The sequence below is a fragment of the Desulfofalx alkaliphila DSM 12257 genome (assembly GCF_000711975.1).
Classification (GTDB): Bacteria; Bacillota; Desulfotomaculia; order Desulfotomaculales; family Desulfohalotomaculaceae; genus Desulfofalx; species Desulfofalx alkaliphila.
Genome location: NZ_JONT01000020.1, coordinates 1 through 17,644, shown reverse-complemented (window position 1 = coordinate 17,644; position 17,644 = coordinate 1). Strand labels below are relative to the sequence as shown.

The following is a 17,644-nucleotide window of genomic DNA, read 5'->3' as shown; positions in this document are numbered from 1 at the left end:
AAGTTTTTTCAACAAGATCCCCTCACAACCTCATATTCCAGCTGGCAGTTCTTAATTTCATTTAATATCTTTTTAAATGTATTATTTTCAGGAAACTCCGCCACTGCTTCCAATGCAGTTTCGTATGCCTGAGCCAGCAATATTTCAACTAATTTTTCATAATACCGGCTCTCTGCTTTAATTTGTATGGCTTGCTGTATTAATTGTTCCGCCTCCCACAAAGCCCTTCTGTTTAAACAAATACTGCCCAGCATGAAATATAAATCATGGTGATTTATGTCAGCTGACAGGGCATCCAATAGGTAATTGGATGCCTCTAAATAGATTTTTTGGTTAAACAATGCTTTGCCAATATGATATAAAACTTCACCTTCAGAATAATCATCTAATAGTAATATGATTTTTTTAGCCATTTCGCCCTGCCTATACTCTATAAGTTTAGCAATTATTTTTTCGGTAATTTCAGGGTTCATTACTTGGATTTTTTCTTTTTCTTGATGAATTAAATTATTATTGATGGCATTTAAAAAACTGTATGTCAGGTTATCCTTTATTTTTAGCTTATCTATTATTTGAGCGGCATTTTTTATGGGCTCAGCCAACCAACAGCACAGGCAGCTTTCAATCACAGCATCTTTTATTAGTGGGTTTTCTAAGTCTATTTCAAGATACTGCAGCCGGGCATCATCCCACCTGCCCAATTGGGACAAACATCTTCCCTTTAACATGGTTAGCCGGGGGGATTTAATTCCACCTTTAATTATTGCTTCATTAAGGTAAGTGATACAACCATCATAATCGTCAACGGAATATAGCAATTCCGCCAAATTTATCAATTGTTCAATATTGGTTACTTTAATTTTGTCCTTAATATATGCCCTTATCTTCAACGGCTCTTTTAACACCTTTTTCAATGCCTGCCCCAAGTCAAACAAGGTTTGCCGGTGCTCAGGATTGCTCTGATAAGCCCTTTGATAATACATTAGTGCCAACTGATGATGACCGCTTTTTTTCATCATGTTTCCCAAATTGCGCAGCGGGCAAAAACCCCCGATTCCCTCAGTGGATACATACTTGCTGTTGGCTTCACCAATCTCCAGGCAACGAAGGTAGCATTTTTGTGCCATCGTTATTCTGTTTAGCTTTTCTAGGCATTGACCTTTCAGGTAATGAAGATCAGTGTAATCGGGAAACAGCCTTATTCCGTCATCTAAAACTTCCAAAGCCCGCTGAGGAAGGTTCCTTTCTAAAAGGCATACAGCATAATTTCTGAACACCGTTGGTGTATAACCGGCTTTCAAATCTAATTTCTTGTAAATCTTTTCAAATTCGTTTATCGCTTCTTCCAGCTGCTTGTTTCTCAAAAGTGAAACTGCAAAATTGTAACGCAAGAACACATTTTCAGCATCTTTATTCAACTGGTTTTTTAGGATGTTTAAATTACGAGTATTTTTGTCTTTAAGCTCTATATCTTTATTTTTATAACCATGGTGAATTATAGTAATATCGGTACCAAGCAATTTTGCATTTGGATTAAACTCCAGTATAGAAGGAATAATTTGCTCATGTAAGGCCCCTTTAAAACGATATTGGGGCCTGTTTTTAAATAATCGTAAATTAGTATGTTTTATTCTCTGGCCACCCGGTGTATCGGAAGTAAAGTTAATAATATTAAAAAAATAACCTTCAACATCTTTTCTCCTTAATAGCTCCTTAAATTTATCTTTATCGTCAATTACCAACTCTTCATCTGCATCTAAATAGATAATCCATTCGCAAGTGGCCAGATCTAATGAATGGTTTCTGGCCAGGCTAAAGTCATTTGCCCAGGGAACTTTTGCAACCTTGTGGCCAAAATTATTAGCTATCTCTAAGGTCCCATCGGTTGACCCCGTGTCAACGATTATTATTTCGTCAACCAGTTCTTTGGCACTGGACAAGCACCTTTTTAAATAGTGCTCTTCATTTTTGACGATCATACACAGACTAAGGGAAGCACCTTTAACCAACTTTATCACCTCTCCCTATAATATGCTTATCAACAGAGTTGCGTTAAAAATACCGGCTGCGCCACCTTACATTTGTGGCGGCCATAGTATAGCTAATTGCCACTAAAAAAGGGGGCCTCTGGCTCCCCTTTTGGTATTCGTATTTAACTGGACTGCGTCTGAAAGTAAATATCCAAAGTTGTGTCCTCATCGGCATTGGCAGATCGGTAAGATAAGCGGGTATAACGCAAAAAGGTGTTTGGTACAAAAACGTCAGTTTCGCCCGATGCAATCACCCTTGGTTCCACGTCAATGAAATATATATTGTCAGCCCCGTTGGCACTTACATCCAACCTTACTTCTGCATCATTGTCTCCGCTGTTATAAACAAAGTAGCTATACACCGTTTGAGTGGCAGTATCCTCATATTCTAAACCGGTAAAGTCATCAGCAGTTACCACCTCTGTGTATACTTCCTCATTAAAATTAGGTGTGGTAATTGCAGTTATGGGTTCCGAAATACCGGCTATTTCCAACCGACCCTCTTCATCTGTTTTGATGGCCACGTTTTCATTGCCGTCAAAACCATAAATTAGTATGGAATCCCGGGCTTCACTTAAACCACGAATATCCAAGCGGCCCTCATCATCTGTTCTGATGGCCACATTTTCGGTGCCGTCAAAACCATAGATTAGTATGGAATCTTGAGCTTCACTTAAACCACGAATATCCAAGCGGCCCTCATCATCTGTTCTGATGGCCACATTTTCGGTGCCGTCAAAACCATAGATTAGTATGGAATCTTGAGCTTCACTTAAATCGCGAATATCTAAATTACCGTCGCTGTCAGTTTTAATTGGCACATCCTCTGAACCAAAGATTTTAACCCTTAGCCTATCTGGGTCAAAATTAAATACTGAAAAATTAGGCATTATTTTAACCTCCCCCATATTTTGGTAATATTAGCCTATGTTTCCGAGGGTAAAAGTGTTACCCTTGCCCTGTAGCCAAATTTTAATTTTCCCTAATCCATCCTCGCCCGGTGACAGTTTATATTTTAGTCTGCCGAATCTCGCAAAAAAGGTATTTACGAAAATGTCTGTCTGACCCGGCTTTAATAAAAAGGCCGGTTCTTCGTCAATAAAATTTATACCGTCTGGACTGTTTTGTAACTGAATTATTACTTTCTTTGTACCAATGTTTTTTACTATATAACTAAAAATTGAATAATGCCACACCTCCCTGGTGCTGCTATGCTTTTCTTCCACAGTCACAAGCCTCTTCTCTTTAAAATTATCGGCTCGGCATATTAAACCAAGGCCCGGATCGATGGTATCTACTGTGAGGCTTGGAACCAAGGAATCATCAATACCATCTATACTGTTAATGACAATTACTCCATTGCTATGGCACCTATCCGGTAACAATGCAAATCCTATATTTTCAGCCCCATTTAACCGCCATTTATTAATAATATCAGTGACATCAATGCTAACCATAGAAAAGTCCTTGGGAATAGGTACATTTTTTTGTGGTTCCGCCAATAAGTTCGGTCGATTAAAATATTTAGTTTTACAATCACAAAACCCGTCCTTTAATAACTTTAGAATTAGCGAAGAAGGGGGCCTGCCTTTATATGGTGGAACATCAAAATATAGATTTAACTTGGCAGATATAATCGAAAGTCTGGATGGAATAGAAGAGAGCCTAAAATATATATATGAGTAAAACTTTTGACGGCCCGCTGCCCCAACAAGTAAATAAGGCGAATGACATGCGGTATATTCCTTCTCGCGGGTTACTATGAATGTATCCCTTTCTGCCGGAATAATATATTTTTTCATTTTATATAACACCTTTACACAGTTATTTATTATAATTTATGAATCCCTTCCACAAACGTGATATTATTCATGTTTCATTTTGTCGGCCGCATCTAACTCCCCTCAAAAAACTTCTCAATATATCTACCCCCTCTTTCATTGCTATGAATAGCCAACCGAATTTACGAAGATACTCTTTTTTAAGGGGGGCGGAAAATGGCGGTTCTGAAAACAATTAACTTAACAAAAAGATTTGGCAATTTTACTGCCTTAGATAGGGTTAACATAGAAGTGAGCAAAGGGGAAATTTACGGCTTTATAGGTCCAAACGGGGCAGGAAAATCTACCACAATCAGAATATTATTAGGTCTTTTAAAAGCCAGTGAAGGTGAAGCCAGAGTATTTGGCAAGGACGCCTGGCACGATGCAGTGGAAATTCATAAAAGGATTGCATATGTGCCCGGCGATGTAAATCTATGGCCCAACCTTACCGGCGGTGAAGTAATCGATTTATTTATAAAACTGCGCGGTTCCAATAATAAAAATCGCCGGGAGGAACTCATTGAAAAATTTAACTTAGATCCATCCAAAAAATGCAAAACCTATTCAAAGGGCAATCGGCAAAAAGTTGCCCTTATTGCAGCCTTTGCACCGGATGCTGATCTTTATATTTTAGATGAACCGACCTCAGGCCTTGATCCCCTAATGGAAAGGGTCTTTCAAGAATGCGTAATGGAAGCTAGAATGGCGGGAAAAAGTGTGCTGCTTTCCAGTCACATTTTATCTGAAATTGAGCGCCTGTGTGATAAAGTTGGCATCATCCGCCGGGGGCAAATTATTGAAACAGGTACTTTAGATGAACTGCGTCATTTAACAAGAACCAGTATGCTTGTAGAGACAAAGCAGCCAATAAAATCTTTAAAAGAATTAAAGGGTGTTCATAATATTGAAGAAAAGGGCCAGGTCCTTTCCTTTCAGGTGGATACAGAAGAGTTAAGTGGCGTTATGAAGTACTTAAGTCAATTCGAAATTGTCAAATTAGAAAGTGCACCGCCCACCTTGGAAGATTTATTTATGCGCCATTATAAAGGAGTTGGGGGTATATCATAGGTGTCGAAACAATTATTTCATAACACAGTAACACTTGTGCATTTCATTGTACGCCGGGACCGCATCCCTTTTCCCCTTTGGCTATTCCTTGTAACTCTAATTACCGTAATTACTGCTTCTGCCTTCAGCGGCTTATATGCAACAGAGCAAGAAAGGCAGGCAATAGCAGAAACCATGCTTAACCCAGCCATGATTGCCATGGTCGGCCCTGTATACGGGATAGATAATTATACAATAGGGGCAATGATGGCTCATCAAATGCTGCTTTTCACTTCCATAGCCGTATCCATTATGAATATTTTATTTGTTACACGTCATACACGGGAAGATGAAGAGAATGGTCGCCTGGAGATGCTGCGCTCCCTTAACCTTGGGCGTTTATCTAATTTAACCGCCACCGGCTTATTTGTATTTGGAACAAATGTTTTGTTAGCCCTATTAATAGCTTTCGGACTGCTTCTACTTGGTATTGAAAGTATAGATTTAGAAGGTTCAATTTTATATGCAGTTACATTGGCTGCAATAGGGAGCTTTTTCGCCTCAACAACGGCATTGTTTGCCCAGCTTTCAGAGAGTTCCCAAGGCACCATTGGTTTTTCCTTGGCGCTGTTGGGGATGGCTTATCTTATTCGTGCCATCGGAGATGTCAGCGTAGAAGCTCTTTCATGGTTGTCACCACTGGGTTGGATATTACGTACTGAAGTGTATGTAAATAATTACTGGTGGCCAGTATTATTAACCACAGTTATTGCATTGATCTTTTTCTCGACAGCCCTTTATTTAAATAAAAGCCGTGATTTAGGTGCCGGATTTTTACCGGCAAAACCAGGAAGAAAAAATGCCTCTGCCTTTTTACAAAGTCCCCTTGGCCTGGCATTAAAACTTCAGCGCACAGCAATAATTGCCTGGGCAATCGGTTTATTTCTTTTAGGAATTTCATATGGATCTGTATTGGGTGATTTAGAAACCTTCATTGGAAAAAACCAAATGATGCGAAAGCTAATTGCACCTGTAGAAGGTTTTTCAGTAACAGAACAATTTTTATCACTTTTGATGTCAACCATTGCTATTATTTGTACCATTCCGGTTGTTATGACGCTTTTAAAGCTCAGGGGAGAAGAAAAAAGAAATCTTACAGAACATTTGTTAACCCGGGCAGTTTCCCGCAGCCGTATGATGGGAAGTTATTTTTCTATTTCCTTTACCGCAAGTTTCTTTTTATTGTTGCTGGCTGTACTGGGCCTGTGGCTTGCCGGAACAGCAGCAATGGATAACCCAATTCCCTTTGCCACTATGTTCAGTGCCGCCGTGGTTTATCTGCCGGCCATGTGGGTAAGTATCGGTATTGCAGTATTTCTTATTGGCCTTGTGCCGAGAATAGCAGATCTAGTTTGGTTATATTTAGCATATTCATTTTTCGGAACATATTTGGGCAGCTTACTTCAACTCCCCCATTGGGTGACTAACATATCACCCTTCGGTCATATTCCCCAAGTACCAATTGAAGATATAAATTACACAAGTATGTCAGTACTAACTGCAATTGCGCTGGCATTTTCAGTGATTGGCTTTATAGGCTATAACAAACGGGACCTTCATGGGTAATTAACCTAATGTTGATACTCCTTCTTTATTCTTCCCACCTTATTAAGCGCGGGTTTGGGTCTAATATTGACTGATACTGCTCCATTACCCCGTATTTACCCTGGGGATCATATTTCATATACCTATGATACTTCTCTGCTCTATATTTGGGGTCTGCCCAGCCCAAATGCTTTAATCTTAGTCTGCTGATGGCTCCGGGCAAGTGGTGGATATTTACAGGAAACCTACAGTGGATAGGTGTCTTCCGCCAAATATACTGAAAGTTTGGTTGGTATCTTAGCAGGAAGGGCCGGTAATGAAAATGTGCCTGCCAATATTTATCTTCCCGATAATGGTTTTCATCCCACATGTCATAGAGTCGAAAGGCGTAGTAATCGTAGTACGGTTGGTTTATTAATTTTTTCATCTCTTCTTTAGCCAAGTCTTCAAAAACTTCATCGGCATCTAAGGTTAAAATCCAATCGGGACCGGTGGACAGGGTTAAATCCCACAGTTGTTTTCTTAGGGATAGCTCGTCTGGATACTTTTGCTGATCATTGGAAATTATAGTCAAGGGAATTTCTTTTAATACCTCTTTACACACCTCCACTGTGTTATCATCGCTGGCGTCGTCTAAAATTACAGCTTCATCAATATACTGCAGGGCATTTTCTAACACTTCCTTTAGATACCTTTGGGCTTCATTTCTCACCAGCATAGAAAGGGTTAATTTATTGTTTTGCGCCTTTGTATTGGTTCGCAGAAAGCTGTCTTTTTGATAAACCACCGGGTTTCTACGGCTTTCATCAAGGAAAGATTCAACCCCGGCCAAGTCTTCTTCCCTGTAAATATGATAGGCAGGATAACAGGTATCCACATACAGCTTAAATCCTAAGGCTGCTGCACGAATGCAAAAGTGCCGGTCTTCCCCCCAGAAGGACAGATTAGGAATTTCTTTAAAACCGACCTTTGCCCTCAATGCCTTTTTGCTTAACAGTGTACAGGCACCCAAACCGCCAACTTCATAGACCCCCGGTATTTTAAGGCAGTGTAAAAAACCCACTGTTCTACTTTTTATCTCTTCCTTTGTAAGACTTTCACTTTTTTGTTTGTAATATAAGGTGTATTTATCAGAGACCCAAACCTGTGGAAGGGACGGCAGGTCCGGCTGCCATTTGGTCCAAAAAATTTCGGATATAATATCCTTTTTGCAATTTATTAAATGAAGCAGCGTTTGGGGATGTAAGACAATATCGGAATCAATCAGAAAAAGATAAGCATAGCCCTTTTCCCTGGCATAACTTATAATTTTGTCTTTATATTCGGCAACCTTCCAAATCAGCCCATCCATCCACCGGTGGGTGTTGCTGTCACAATAATAGGTACCATACCTCTCTCCATTGAAAATAGTAACCTTGCCTTTAGGAACCGAAAACTTAGTTAATATGTTTTCCGATTCAACAACATCATTGTCGTTTACAAAAACATAATCAACAATTAAGCCCGACTTATCAAGGTTAATTAATGAGGTTAAAAAAGCCTTTAAAATTGCCGGCCTTTGACGGACAGCACTTCCCACCAAAACTTTAGTCATTTTTCTATTCCTCCCCAACTAAGGTCCTTATATTGTTTATTAAAAGCGCCGCCGCTTTATGTTAAGCACTCAATTATTTGCATTAGAAAAACTCGCCAATTATCAAGTTGGCGAGTTTTTTGGACTTCCCATGAGGCCATAGAAAAATAATTCCATTAATTCCTTGGATAAATGTTTTTTGTTTTCATAATCGGTAAGTATCTCTGATTCTTTTAAGAGTTTAAATGCTCTTATATAGAGCAATATGGCTTCTGCGGAAATTTCCTTGTTCACATAACCTTCAACTTTACCCTGTTCAATAAAGTTCAGCAATAATGGAATATACCTATTGTTAGCAAAGTTCTCCACAATTCCGGTAATTGTCGGTTCTTTTATATTTAGTGATTTAATGAATTCCGGGCTAATGGTGCGCTCATATTTAATACTTTCAAAAACAAGTTGTTCTATTTTTTGAGGGTAAGGCAAATCACTTTCCAGCAATTCTTTAATATCTTGCAAAACTTTATCTAAGAATAACTCAATTGCTTCATAGTAGAGATTTTCTTTACTGCCAAAATAGTTGTATATGGTTACTTGCGACACCTTTGCCTTTTTAGCAATTTTAGCAACGCTGACGCTTTTCTCACCAAACTTAGTAAATAGGTCCACTGCTGCCTGGCGAATGCTTTCCTTTTTTCTTTCCCTGCGTCGCTCAAATCCATTCAAGATTCTTCCCCTCCCCCTTTAGAATACTATTAGTTATGAAATATTTCAAATATAATATTTCATAACTTGTTGCCATTGGATCAATACTTTAGTATTATGAAATATAACAAGACAAATATTTCATAATCCAAGGGCCACCACCCATATAGATTGCTATTGGAGGCAAGGTAATGAGTAAAAAGGTTTTGATGAAATTGGAACAGGTCACCAAGGTGTACCAAATGGGAGAAGTAAAGGTGGAGGCTTTAAAGGAAACCTCCCTAGATATATACCAGGGTGAGTTAATGGTAATTTTGGGGCCCAGCGGCTCAGGCAAGAGCACCTTACTCAATATCATGGGAGGCTTGGATTTGCCCACCGGCGGCAAAGTGCTATACGGCAACCAAGTTCTCAGCCAGGCGGGAGATGCAGAGCTTACTGAATTTCGCAGGACAGAAATTGGTTTTGTGTTTCAATTCTATAACCTTATTTACGACCTCACAAGCAGGGAAAATGTGGAGTTAGCCGCCAATTTAGTTGATGAACCCCTGTACACCGAGGAAATATTGGGGGAAGTTGGTCTCAGTGACAGAATGGATCATTTCCCCTCGCAGTTGAGCGGCGGTGAACAACAGCGGGTATCAATTGCCCGGGCAGCAGTTAAAAAACCTCAACTCTTGTTATGTGACGAGCCCACAGGGGCACTGGATGATAAAACCGGCAAGAAAATTTTAGATTTACTGCTCAAATTCAACCGCCAGTATGGCAGTACCGTGGTCATTGTCACTCACAACAGTGCCATTGGGAATATGGCCAATAGGGTAATTCGGATGCGCAGCGGTGTTGTTACCGAAATAATTGAAAATGCTGAGCCGCTGCCGCCGGAAAGGATAGAATGGTAATGAATTCTCTGAACAAAAAGCTGTGGCGCACTGTTTTAAGTACCAAAGGCCAGTTCTTAGCGGTGGCGGCTGTGGTGATGCTTGGCATGACAGTTTTTATTGCAATGGTTACCACCTATCATAATCTAGAAGCTACTCAGGATAAATACTATAAAGATAACAATTTTGCCGATCACTATTTTCATGTCATTAATGCTCCCCAGGAAATAGTCAGCCGCATTGAGGATTTACCGGGGGTACTTAAGGTAACCGGCCGGATACAAAAGGATGTTCCTGTTCTCAAAGAAGACAATCAAAGGGCCACCGCCCGGCTAACAGGTTATTGGTTGCCCATAGAAAACGAAATAAACGGTATCGAGATAACTTCCGGTCAGATATTTGATGAGCATGGGCATGGGGGCAAATACGAAGTGCTTTTGGATCCCCAGTACGCCGAGGCTAACAAACTATCCTTCAACGATACCCTAACAATTGCTGCCGAAGGCAAACAAGTAACTTTAACGGTGGCGGGTACTGCCATAGGCCCGGAGTTTGTTTACCCTATTAAGGATGCATCCACCCTGATACCCGATTATGAAACCTTTGGTATCTTTTACGTGCCCAACGCCCTGGCCCAACAATTTTTAAATCTGCCTGGGCAGATCAATCAAATATTGATTATTTTTGCCCCCGGTGCCGATAAAGATGCCACAGTAAGACAAATTGAAAATATCCTGGAACCCTACGGCAATCTGACTAACTATCCCCGGGACGATCAAATCAGTCATGCCCTATTGCAGGCTGAGTTAGATCAATTACTGACCACCTCCCAATCATTGCCTGTGATATTTTTACTGGTGGCGGCACTGATACAATTTGTAATTATCAGTAGACTAGTGAAGTCCCAACGATTACAAATCGGTATCATGAAAGCATTGGGCTACCATAATAGGCAGATTATGTGGCATTACGCCGGATATGCAATGCTGGTGGCGGTAACCGGCCTGGTGCTGGGTTCTGTACTGGGTGTTGTTCTTGCCGGCTATTTAACCCGGGTTTACGCCCTTTATTTTAACTTGCCTGAGGCAATGGGCGGCATAAGCATGCCGGCAATTGTACTGGGAGCCTTCCTGTGCATGGGCACGGCTATGGCTGCAGGTTTTGTTGCCACCCGGGGCATATTGAAAATAAATGCTGCACACGCAATGCGGCCGGAGCCTCCTAAAGGCACCGGGAAAGTAATCTTTGAAAACTGGCCCTGGTTTTGGCGCAGGCTTGATCCTTCATGGAAAATGGCCCTTAGGGGTGTCCTTCGTAACCGGCTTAGATTTGCCATCACCACGCTGGGAGTGGTATTAGCTGTGGGTTTACTGGTTGTTTCATGGTTTTTCAATGACTCGATAGACTATCTTTTGGAACAGCATTTTTACCGGGAGCAAAAATATGATCTGATAGTGCGTTTTGATGCCCCGGTTAAGGATAATGAACTGCTATATATTTCCCAATTGGATGGAGTAATAAAAACAGAGCCAATCTTTGAGATGCCCGTTAAAATGGCATTCGGTGACAAAACTGCAGATGATACATTGCTTGGTTTACCCACTGATGTCTCGCTAAAAATGTTGGTTGGAGAACAAGGGCAGCAGTTGTGGCTGCCGACCAACGGTATACTCATGGACCGCCGCACTGCCCATGATTTGGGAGTTAACATCGGAGACAAAGTAAAAGTTGAAACCCAACTGGGTATCGGACCTTCCCACCAAGATTACTTAACCGTGATGGGAATTAACAGGCAATTTGTTGGCGGAGGCAGCTATATTAATATTTCGCAGCTTAACCGTTTAATTGGTGAACATCAAGTGGTCACCGGTGCCATGCTCAAGGTGGAACATGGAAAAGCTTTGCCGGTGGAGGAGCAGTTGAATAAGATCATTGGGGTTTCATCGGTACTCAGCCGCCAAAAAGAGTTAGATAATTTTTACCAACATTTAGAAATGATGGTTTACTTTACCGGGGTAATGGTAATCTTTGCCGGTGTGCTGGGTTTTGCCATTGTCTATAATTCATCCCTAATAAACTTTTACGAGCGAAAAAATGAATTGGCATCATTAAAGGTAATCGGTTTTTCCAACCGAGAAATTTCCAATTTGCTGCTCAAAGAAACGGCAATACAAACGGTACTGGGTATAGCCTTAGGGCTACCCTTCGGCCGCGCCATGGCCCATGGTTATATTAACGCCGTGAGCACCGATATGTTTATTATTCCGGTAATAATCTACCCCATGACTTACATACTTTCGGCCATTGGTGGGATTATCTTTGTCATGGTGGCATTCAAATATGCTAACCGCGGCATCCGGAAACTGGATATGGTAGAAGCATTGAAGTATCGGGATTAAGGGGGGTGTAATAATGAAGTTAAATAAGAAAAGCAGAATTCTCTTAGCAGCAGGTGCTCTGGTATTGGCTTTGGCAGTATTTATTGCAAGCAGTACCGGCGGTGTGGAAGTTGATACTGTACCGGCGGTAATTGGCGAAATAAGGCAAACAGTTAAAGACACCGGCTATGTTCAGCCAGCCAACTACCACCGTCTATTTGCTGAGCAACAGGCTAAGGTAGTAGATGTACCGGTGAAAACCGGGGCCACCGTCAGTGAGGGACAGACACTGGTGGTCATGAGTAACCAAGATTTAGAAATACAAATCAGTGAGTACCGCTCTCGTTTATCTCAAGCAAGTGCTTCGGTAAAAGCGGCCCGGGCTGCGGTAGAACAGACCCGGATAAGGTTGAACGATGCCGTTAACCATTTGCAGCGAATGGAAAAGTTGCACCAGGCCGGCGCTGCCACCCAAGTTGAGTATGAAGATGCAAGGCTGGCAGTGGAAGGCTATCGGCATATGTTGGAAGAGCAAAATTCTATGCTGGAAAACTCCTTGGCCCAGGAAGCAGGGCTCAATGAACTAATTGGCCAATTATCAAGCAAAGAACAACAACTGGTAGTAAAAAGCCCGGTTGACGGCATTGTTTTGGAATTGGCCGTTAAAGAAGACCAAATTGTGTCTTTGGGACAACACCTGATAACTGTATCTACCAGGGATCAGATGGAGGTACAGGCCGATATTCTCAGCGATGATCTGGCCAATGTAAAAGTTGGCCAGCGGGTTAAGGTATCATCACTGGGCCTAGGCAACCAGGTACTGGCGGGTAAAGTCAAAGAAATCTATCCCCAGGCAGAGGAAAGGGTATCCGCCCTAGGGGTCATTCAGCGCCGGGTACCGGTGATTATTTCACTGGAAGAAACGGCCAACTTGCAACCAGGTTATGAAGTTACCGTAGCCATTGAAACAATGAGCCGTAATAATGTTGTTATAATCCCCCGGGAATCACTGCGAACCTCTGCTGACGGCAAAAGAGAAGTATTGGTGGTTAAGGACGGGCGGGTAAAGATACAGCAAGTAACCACCGGCATAGAAGACAGTGATAAGGTGGAAATCACCAACGGACTAAAGGAAGGTGACATCATAATCCGGGACGGCGGTATTAATTTATCTCAAGGAAGCAAAGTTAAATTGATAGAATAACCTGGCCGGTGTCAGTCCACTCCATAAAAGCCAGGCATCACAATCCTGAACCGCTCCCCCTTGCCTAGTCCTGAATTTTTGTTATTTCAGGTGTCTACTCAAGGGGGAGCATATCAATCCCTTGTCATTCCTGGCCTTTAGCGGCCTGGTTTTTTATGAAACAAGCCTAAGACCGATTGCAGCAAATATAACCATGCCAATAAAGATAATTCTTCTCCAGTCTTTAGATTCTCCATACAGAACCATACCTAAAATGGCTCCACCGGAGGCGCCAATTCCGGTCCAAATTGCATAAGCTGTACCCATGGGCAGCGTTTTCATTGCCAGGGATAAAAATGTAAAGCTTGCCCCAAATCCGATAACTAATAACACAATTGATTTCCAATCCCGATCCTTATGAAACTTATTTATCATAAGAACACCAAAGGTTTCAAATAACCCTGCTAAAACTAAAGAAACCCACGCCATTAGGAATCGGCCACCTCCTGAACATCATCCTTTGTAACCACTTTCAAACCAATTACACCGGCTAACAAGAGTAAAATTAAAAGTACTTTACTCAGTTTGAATGGTTCACCGAAGAAAAGTATTTCGGAAATAACAGTGCCTGCTGTGCCCAGCCCGACAAAAACCGCATATACAGTTCCCACGGGCAGTTTTCGCCCCGCCATAATCAATACATAAAAGCTGATGATAATAGATATAACGGTACCGGTCCAAGTCCAAAAATCATTGGCATGCTTCAATCCAATAACCCATAAGACCTCAAAAAATGCAGCAAAAAATACTTTAATCCAATTTGCGTTCATCTAAACAACCTCCAATCTTATTACTGCCCTGAAAAACAAAAGCCTGAGAGAAACTTTAAATAGTTATCTCCCAGGCTTTTATCCTTCCGTGACACAGTAAAACTGTGAGTTTTCTCTCGGACCAGACCAACAATCAGTTGCGGAACCCTAGAAAACATCTAGACTATGCATTTACTTATATATTACATAAAACTGACATTATTTCAATAGCTAAATATTAGCAAATTGTGTTTGAGGAGTTTATTAATAGTTTTCTTTTCTTACCTCAAAATAACTTTGGCTGTATTTGCAGACCGGACATACATCCGGGGCTTTTTTCCCTTCCACAAGATGACCGCAAACACGGCATTCCCACATGGTTTCTACGTCCTTTTCAAATACCTGCTTCATCTCTACATTCTTTAGTAAAGCACGATAGCGTTCTTCGTGCGCCTTTTCAATGGCAGCAACTCTACGGAACTTTTCAGCTAATTCCTTAAACCCTTCTTCCTCGGCATCCTTTGCAAAGCGATCATACATATCTGTCCATTCATAATTCTCGCCTTCTGCCGCTTGTAAAAGGTTTTCAGCTGTGTTTCCTAAAAGCCCTAGTTCCTCAAGCCAAATCCGAGCATGCTCCTGCTCATTTCTTGCTGTTTTCAAAAAGATTTCAGCCAGCTGATCAAAGCCTTCCCTTTGGGCAATACTTGCAAAATACGTATATTTATTTCGTGCCTGACTTTCTCCTGCAAAAGCCTCCAATAAATTCTTTTCCGTCTTAGTTCCGGCATACTTGTTTACCGCTTCTGCTTTTTCTTCCACTAATACAAATACCGAAGCAGGTTTCTTGCATTTGGGACATTTAAAATCCTCCGGTAATTCTCCTTCATGAATATAACCACAAACAGTACAACGATATTTAACCATTTTTTTATCCTCCTGTATAATAATATTTTTATTATAACGATCCAACAATTTTTTTACAACTTCAATGGGAAAATCATCCGGCTGTTTCTTATCAACCAGTGACTGTAAAAAATCCTTAGCATTTTGACTCTGGGGAAGCATATAACCCGCTTCCCGAATGAGGTCTTCCGCCATGATACGATTGGACATTTCGATTGCTTTGCCAAGCCTGCCGGGTAAACCTGAAGCAATATTTTCTTGCTCTGTCTTGCTGCGCAAGAGTGCCCTCATCACATTTATTACTGCTTCGGATTTTACCTGCTGGGGTGGATATTCTACCGGCACCAAGGAAATTGCACCGGAGGGGCAGGCGTCAGCACAATCCCCACAGCCAATGCATTTCGAAACATCAATGATACTGTTCTCTGTATCTGTTGCGCCGGTGGGGCAGACATAAAGACACAAACAGTCTTTAGTACATAGGCGTATATTTCTAACTGCATGTTTCCGACTCATATAATTACCTCCCTTCCACCTTTTCAAATTTCCAGTTTGGCACCTTGCAAACCGGACAAATTTCCGGTGGAATGTCTCCTATGTAAACAAATCCACATATGGTGCAAACATTAATATCTGCGTTTTCAAGCATTGCTTCGCCCTCTTTCTGATAGCGAACCAGCAGCGACTTTAAAATCCGTGTAACCTTCTCACTCCATACAAGTGCACGCATGGCTCCGCGATCCTTTGCCTCGGATGCCACTGCATTTGCATTTGGAAAACCTTCTTCAAGATCTTTTTCGAGCAGCGAAATCAGTTTGTCAATATCGGGATCCTTTGCCGGTGATGCTGCCCCCTTAAAATAAGCTGCCACTTCCCCAAAGAGAGCAGCTGCCTCCGGTTTGTACTGCATTTTACATCCCCGTGCCAGATTTGAACAGAGGGCACTGGCTTCTAACGGAGACAAGTCCTTCATATCTCCTGATGCCTCAACCACAGATACCGGCTTTTTTTTCAAAATCCCATTGGACTCGCCTTGCTTTTTAAATTCAGCTTTTGTTGCGCCACATAGGGGGCAGACCCAATCTTCAGGTACATCTGCCCATGCTGTGCCCGGCCCAATACTCGCTTCGGGAATACCCTTTGCTTCATCGTATACATATCCGCAAACAGTACATTCGTATTTCCCCACACCCTTTACCTCCTTTGTCCTTGAAAAACTCGTGGATACTGCCATAAAGATAACCGCTATTAAATTATAATTATTATTAATTAATAGCAATTATAATTACCATATCATACCTTGACTTAAAGAGCAACTAAAAAATAAAAACTTTTCTAAATTACTAAATTTAACAAATGATGCGCAATATCCTTCCTAATATATATTAAAATAGCCTTCTTAATAAATCAATACGATACACGCCTATGTATTTGTTAAATAAGATTAGATGTCTGTCACTTATTTGGTAAAAACGAGCAAGCAGGGTAAGAATATAAACTTATACAAAAAAACACCCTCGCGGGTGGTTTTGTTGTTTATAGTGTTGACCATGATTTGACTTATGAAGGTGGAAGAGGGACAGCCATGGAAATAGTTAACAATGCAGCACAAAGACGCCGGAATGAAGAATTAATTTTCAGTAAATTGGATGAGCTTACTACCTTAAATAAAGATAAGAAGTAAAACAATGATTTTGTCAAAGGAAGTTCCCTTTTGGTTTTTTTGCGGGCCTACCTAAATGGTGGGGTGGGGCAAAGCCCCACCCCACCCGACGGAATAGTGTGTACCATCTAGATGATTACTACTTATTTACGTTTACCACTTTATTAACGGTAGACCTTTTAAACCAGTTTAAGGCCAGTCCGCACGCGATTAGCCCCAAACCTAAGGCGACAAATGCATACGTAACCGAACTAAGTATAAATAAAACCCCGCCGAAACCAACCATAAGCCTTTCTGCAATACCCATATCCTTGAAAAAATATCCTTGCAGGGCTGCAGCTAAAAAGACTCCGCCTACCACAACTATACCGAAAGAGATTACTATTTCTCCGACAGTACCAAACATCAAAAGGGCGGGGTTGTAAACAAAGGCAATTGGAATTATAAAGACTGTAACGCCCAACTTCATAGCTTGGAATCCGGTTTTCCAAAGGTTAGCCCCGCTGATACTGCAAGCCACAAATGTTCCCACAAAATAAAGTTCTTCCGAAACATACCCCGCAAACCCGCATTCTACCGTTGGGAAAGTTCTTCTGAAACTCCTTTCTCCCCCTTTCCCCTCCAATTTTTTAACCCCTTAAAATCAAATTGTCAGACAGCTTAGGATAATAAAGTTCTTCTGAAACTGCCCTCAAAATTTCCAATTTTATATTTAAAAAATCAATTTTTCTCCTCCCCTTTTCTCCCCCTTTTTTCCTTTTTCCTCTTTTCCCCTTTCTCACTTGAACATTAACCCCTGTCTTAACCCCTGTCTCTTTCCCTGCTTTAAACCCAGTATTATCAACTGTTTCAGGAGTTTTCTCATACTCCTTAATCCTTGGCCCTGGTATTCTTCCTGTTTTCTGCCCGCCTTTTCACTCCTGTTTTCTTTCCCTTATAACCCTTACCCATGACTGTAAAAATGGAAAAAACCACCCCTTTGACAGGAGTGGTTTCTGAAGAACTTTATTTACTTCGGAAGAACTTTAAATGGTTCAGAAG

Annotated in this window: 17 protein-coding genes and 1 riboswitch; of the genes, 6 read left to right on the top strand and 11 right to left on the bottom strand. The window is 41.2% G+C overall.

Annotation, left to right across the window (positions count from 1 at the left end):
• Positions 1 to 8: 8 nt before the first annotated feature.
• From BR02_RS0110545 to BR02_RS0110535, 3 genes are all read right to left on the bottom strand, one after another.
• Positions 9 to 1,979 (bottom strand): TPR domain-containing glycosyltransferase, encoded by a 1,971-nt coding sequence (locus BR02_RS0110545; RefSeq protein WP_169738603.1) that lies wholly within the window; start codon positions 1,977 to 1,979, stop codon positions 9 to 11.
• A gap of 173 nt (positions 1,980 to 2,152) precedes the next feature.
• Complete coding sequence (locus BR02_RS14865) at positions 2,153 to 2,920, bottom strand: DUF6385 domain-containing protein (protein WP_051688276.1); 768 nt, start codon at positions 2,918 to 2,920, stop codon at positions 2,153 to 2,155.
• A gap of 30 nt (positions 2,921 to 2,950) precedes the next feature.
• A complete protein-coding gene (locus BR02_RS0110535; RefSeq protein WP_031516896.1) occupies positions 2,951 to 3,832 on the bottom strand; it encodes a DUF6385 domain-containing protein in 882 nt (293 codons plus the stop codon).
• 195 nt (positions 3,833 to 4,027) lie between these two features.
• On the opposite strand from BR02_RS0110535, the gene BR02_RS0110530 reads away from it, so the two are divergent.
• Positions 4,028 to 4,921, top strand: coding sequence for an ABC transporter ATP-binding protein (locus BR02_RS0110530; RefSeq protein WP_031516895.1), 894 nt, complete (start codon positions 4,028 to 4,030; stop codon positions 4,919 to 4,921).
• The gene (locus BR02_RS0110525) at positions 4,922 to 6,526 is read left to right on the top strand and encodes an ABC transporter permease (protein WP_031516894.1); all 1,605 of its coding nucleotides are present in this window, start codon (positions 4,922 to 4,924) and stop codon (positions 6,524 to 6,526) included. It abuts the gene before it with no gap.
• A 25-nt stretch (positions 6,527 to 6,551) separates the two neighbouring features.
• Here the strand turns inward: BR02_RS0110525 and BR02_RS0110520 are convergent, their stop codons facing one another.
• Both BR02_RS0110520 and BR02_RS0110515 read right to left on the bottom strand, forming a co-directional pair.
• Positions 6,552 to 8,099, bottom strand: a complete 1,548-nt coding sequence (locus BR02_RS0110520; protein WP_031516893.1) for a glycosyltransferase family 2 protein — start codon at positions 8,097 to 8,099, stop codon at positions 6,552 to 6,554.
• A gap of 102 nt (positions 8,100 to 8,201) precedes the next feature.
• Complete coding sequence (locus BR02_RS0110515) at positions 8,202 to 8,804, bottom strand: TetR/AcrR family transcriptional regulator (protein ID WP_031516892.1); 603 nt, start codon at positions 8,802 to 8,804, stop codon at positions 8,202 to 8,204.
• A 170-nt stretch (positions 8,805 to 8,974) separates the two neighbouring features.
• Here BR02_RS0110515 and BR02_RS0110510 point away from each other — a divergent pair, with 170 nt between their 5' ends.
• The 3 genes from BR02_RS0110510 to BR02_RS0110500 are packed head-to-tail and all read left to right on the top strand — an operon-like array spanning position 8,975 to position 13,246.
• Complete coding sequence (locus tag BR02_RS0110510; RefSeq protein WP_031516891.1) at positions 8,975 to 9,685, top strand: ABC transporter ATP-binding protein; 711 nt, start codon at positions 8,975 to 8,977, stop codon at positions 9,683 to 9,685.
• Entirely contained in the window at positions 9,685 to 12,063 is a 2,379-nt protein-coding gene (locus BR02_RS0110505; RefSeq protein ID WP_031516889.1) for an ABC transporter permease, read from the top strand. Before BR02_RS0110510 ends, BR02_RS0110505 begins: the two co-directional genes overlap by 1 nt.
• A 13-nt stretch (positions 12,064 to 12,076) precedes the next feature.
• Positions 12,077 to 13,246 carry an efflux RND transporter periplasmic adaptor subunit gene (locus BR02_RS0110500; protein WP_031516888.1) on the top strand — a complete coding sequence of 390 codons (1,170 nt, stop codon included), beginning with the start codon at positions 12,077 to 12,079 and terminating at the stop codon, positions 13,244 to 13,246.
• 153 nt (positions 13,247 to 13,399) lie between these two features.
• On the opposite strand, the gene BR02_RS0110495 is transcribed toward BR02_RS0110500, so the two are convergent.
• The 4 genes from BR02_RS0110495 to BR02_RS0110480 all read right to left on the bottom strand — a co-directional run bounded on the left by BR02_RS0110495 (position 13,400) and on the right by BR02_RS0110480 (position 16,129).
• Positions 13,400 to 13,714 (bottom strand): DMT family transporter, encoded by a 315-nt coding sequence (locus tag BR02_RS0110495; RefSeq protein ID WP_031516886.1) that lies wholly within the window; start codon positions 13,712 to 13,714, stop codon positions 13,400 to 13,402.
• Positions 13,714 to 14,055 carry a DMT family transporter gene (locus BR02_RS0110490; protein ID WP_031516884.1) on the bottom strand — a complete coding sequence of 114 codons (342 nt, stop codon included), beginning with the start codon at positions 14,053 to 14,055 and terminating at the stop codon, positions 13,714 to 13,716. The genes BR02_RS0110495 and BR02_RS0110490 overlap by 1 nt, the downstream gene beginning before the upstream one ends.
• A gap of 65 nt (positions 14,056 to 14,120) precedes the next feature.
• Positions 14,121 to 14,217: riboswitch (guanidine-I (ykkC/yxkD leader) on the bottom strand.
• An 81-nt stretch (positions 14,218 to 14,298) separates the two neighbouring features.
• Positions 14,299 to 15,456 (bottom strand): rubrerythrin, encoded by a 1,158-nt coding sequence (rbr, locus tag BR02_RS16030; protein WP_084171019.1) that lies wholly within the window; start codon positions 15,454 to 15,456, stop codon positions 14,299 to 14,301.
• Positions 15,457 to 15,460: 4 nt separating this feature from the next.
• Positions 15,461 to 16,129 carry a rubredoxin gene (locus tag BR02_RS0110480; protein ID WP_031516880.1) on the bottom strand — a complete coding sequence of 223 codons (669 nt, stop codon included), beginning with the start codon at positions 16,127 to 16,129 and terminating at the stop codon, positions 15,461 to 15,463.
• A 366-nt stretch (positions 16,130 to 16,495) separates the two neighbouring features.
• Between BR02_RS0110480 and BR02_RS16025 the strand changes: the two genes are divergently transcribed.
• The gene (locus tag BR02_RS16025) at positions 16,496 to 16,624 is read left to right on the top strand and encodes a hypothetical protein (protein ID WP_274377131.1); all 129 of its coding nucleotides are present in this window, start codon (positions 16,496 to 16,498) and stop codon (positions 16,622 to 16,624) included.
• 118 nt (positions 16,625 to 16,742) lie between these two features.
• Here the strand turns inward: BR02_RS16025 and BR02_RS0110470 are convergent, their stop codons facing one another.
• Positions 16,743 to 17,135, bottom strand: coding sequence for a hypothetical protein (locus BR02_RS0110470; protein WP_157834958.1), 393 nt, complete (start codon positions 17,133 to 17,135; stop codon positions 16,743 to 16,745).
• A 97-nt stretch (positions 17,136 to 17,232) separates the two neighbouring features.
• The gene (locus tag BR02_RS15470; protein ID WP_157834946.1) at positions 17,233 to 17,385 is read right to left on the bottom strand and encodes a hypothetical protein; all 153 of its coding nucleotides are present in this window, start codon (positions 17,383 to 17,385) and stop codon (positions 17,233 to 17,235) included.
• Positions 17,386 to 17,644: the final 259 nt, after the last annotated feature.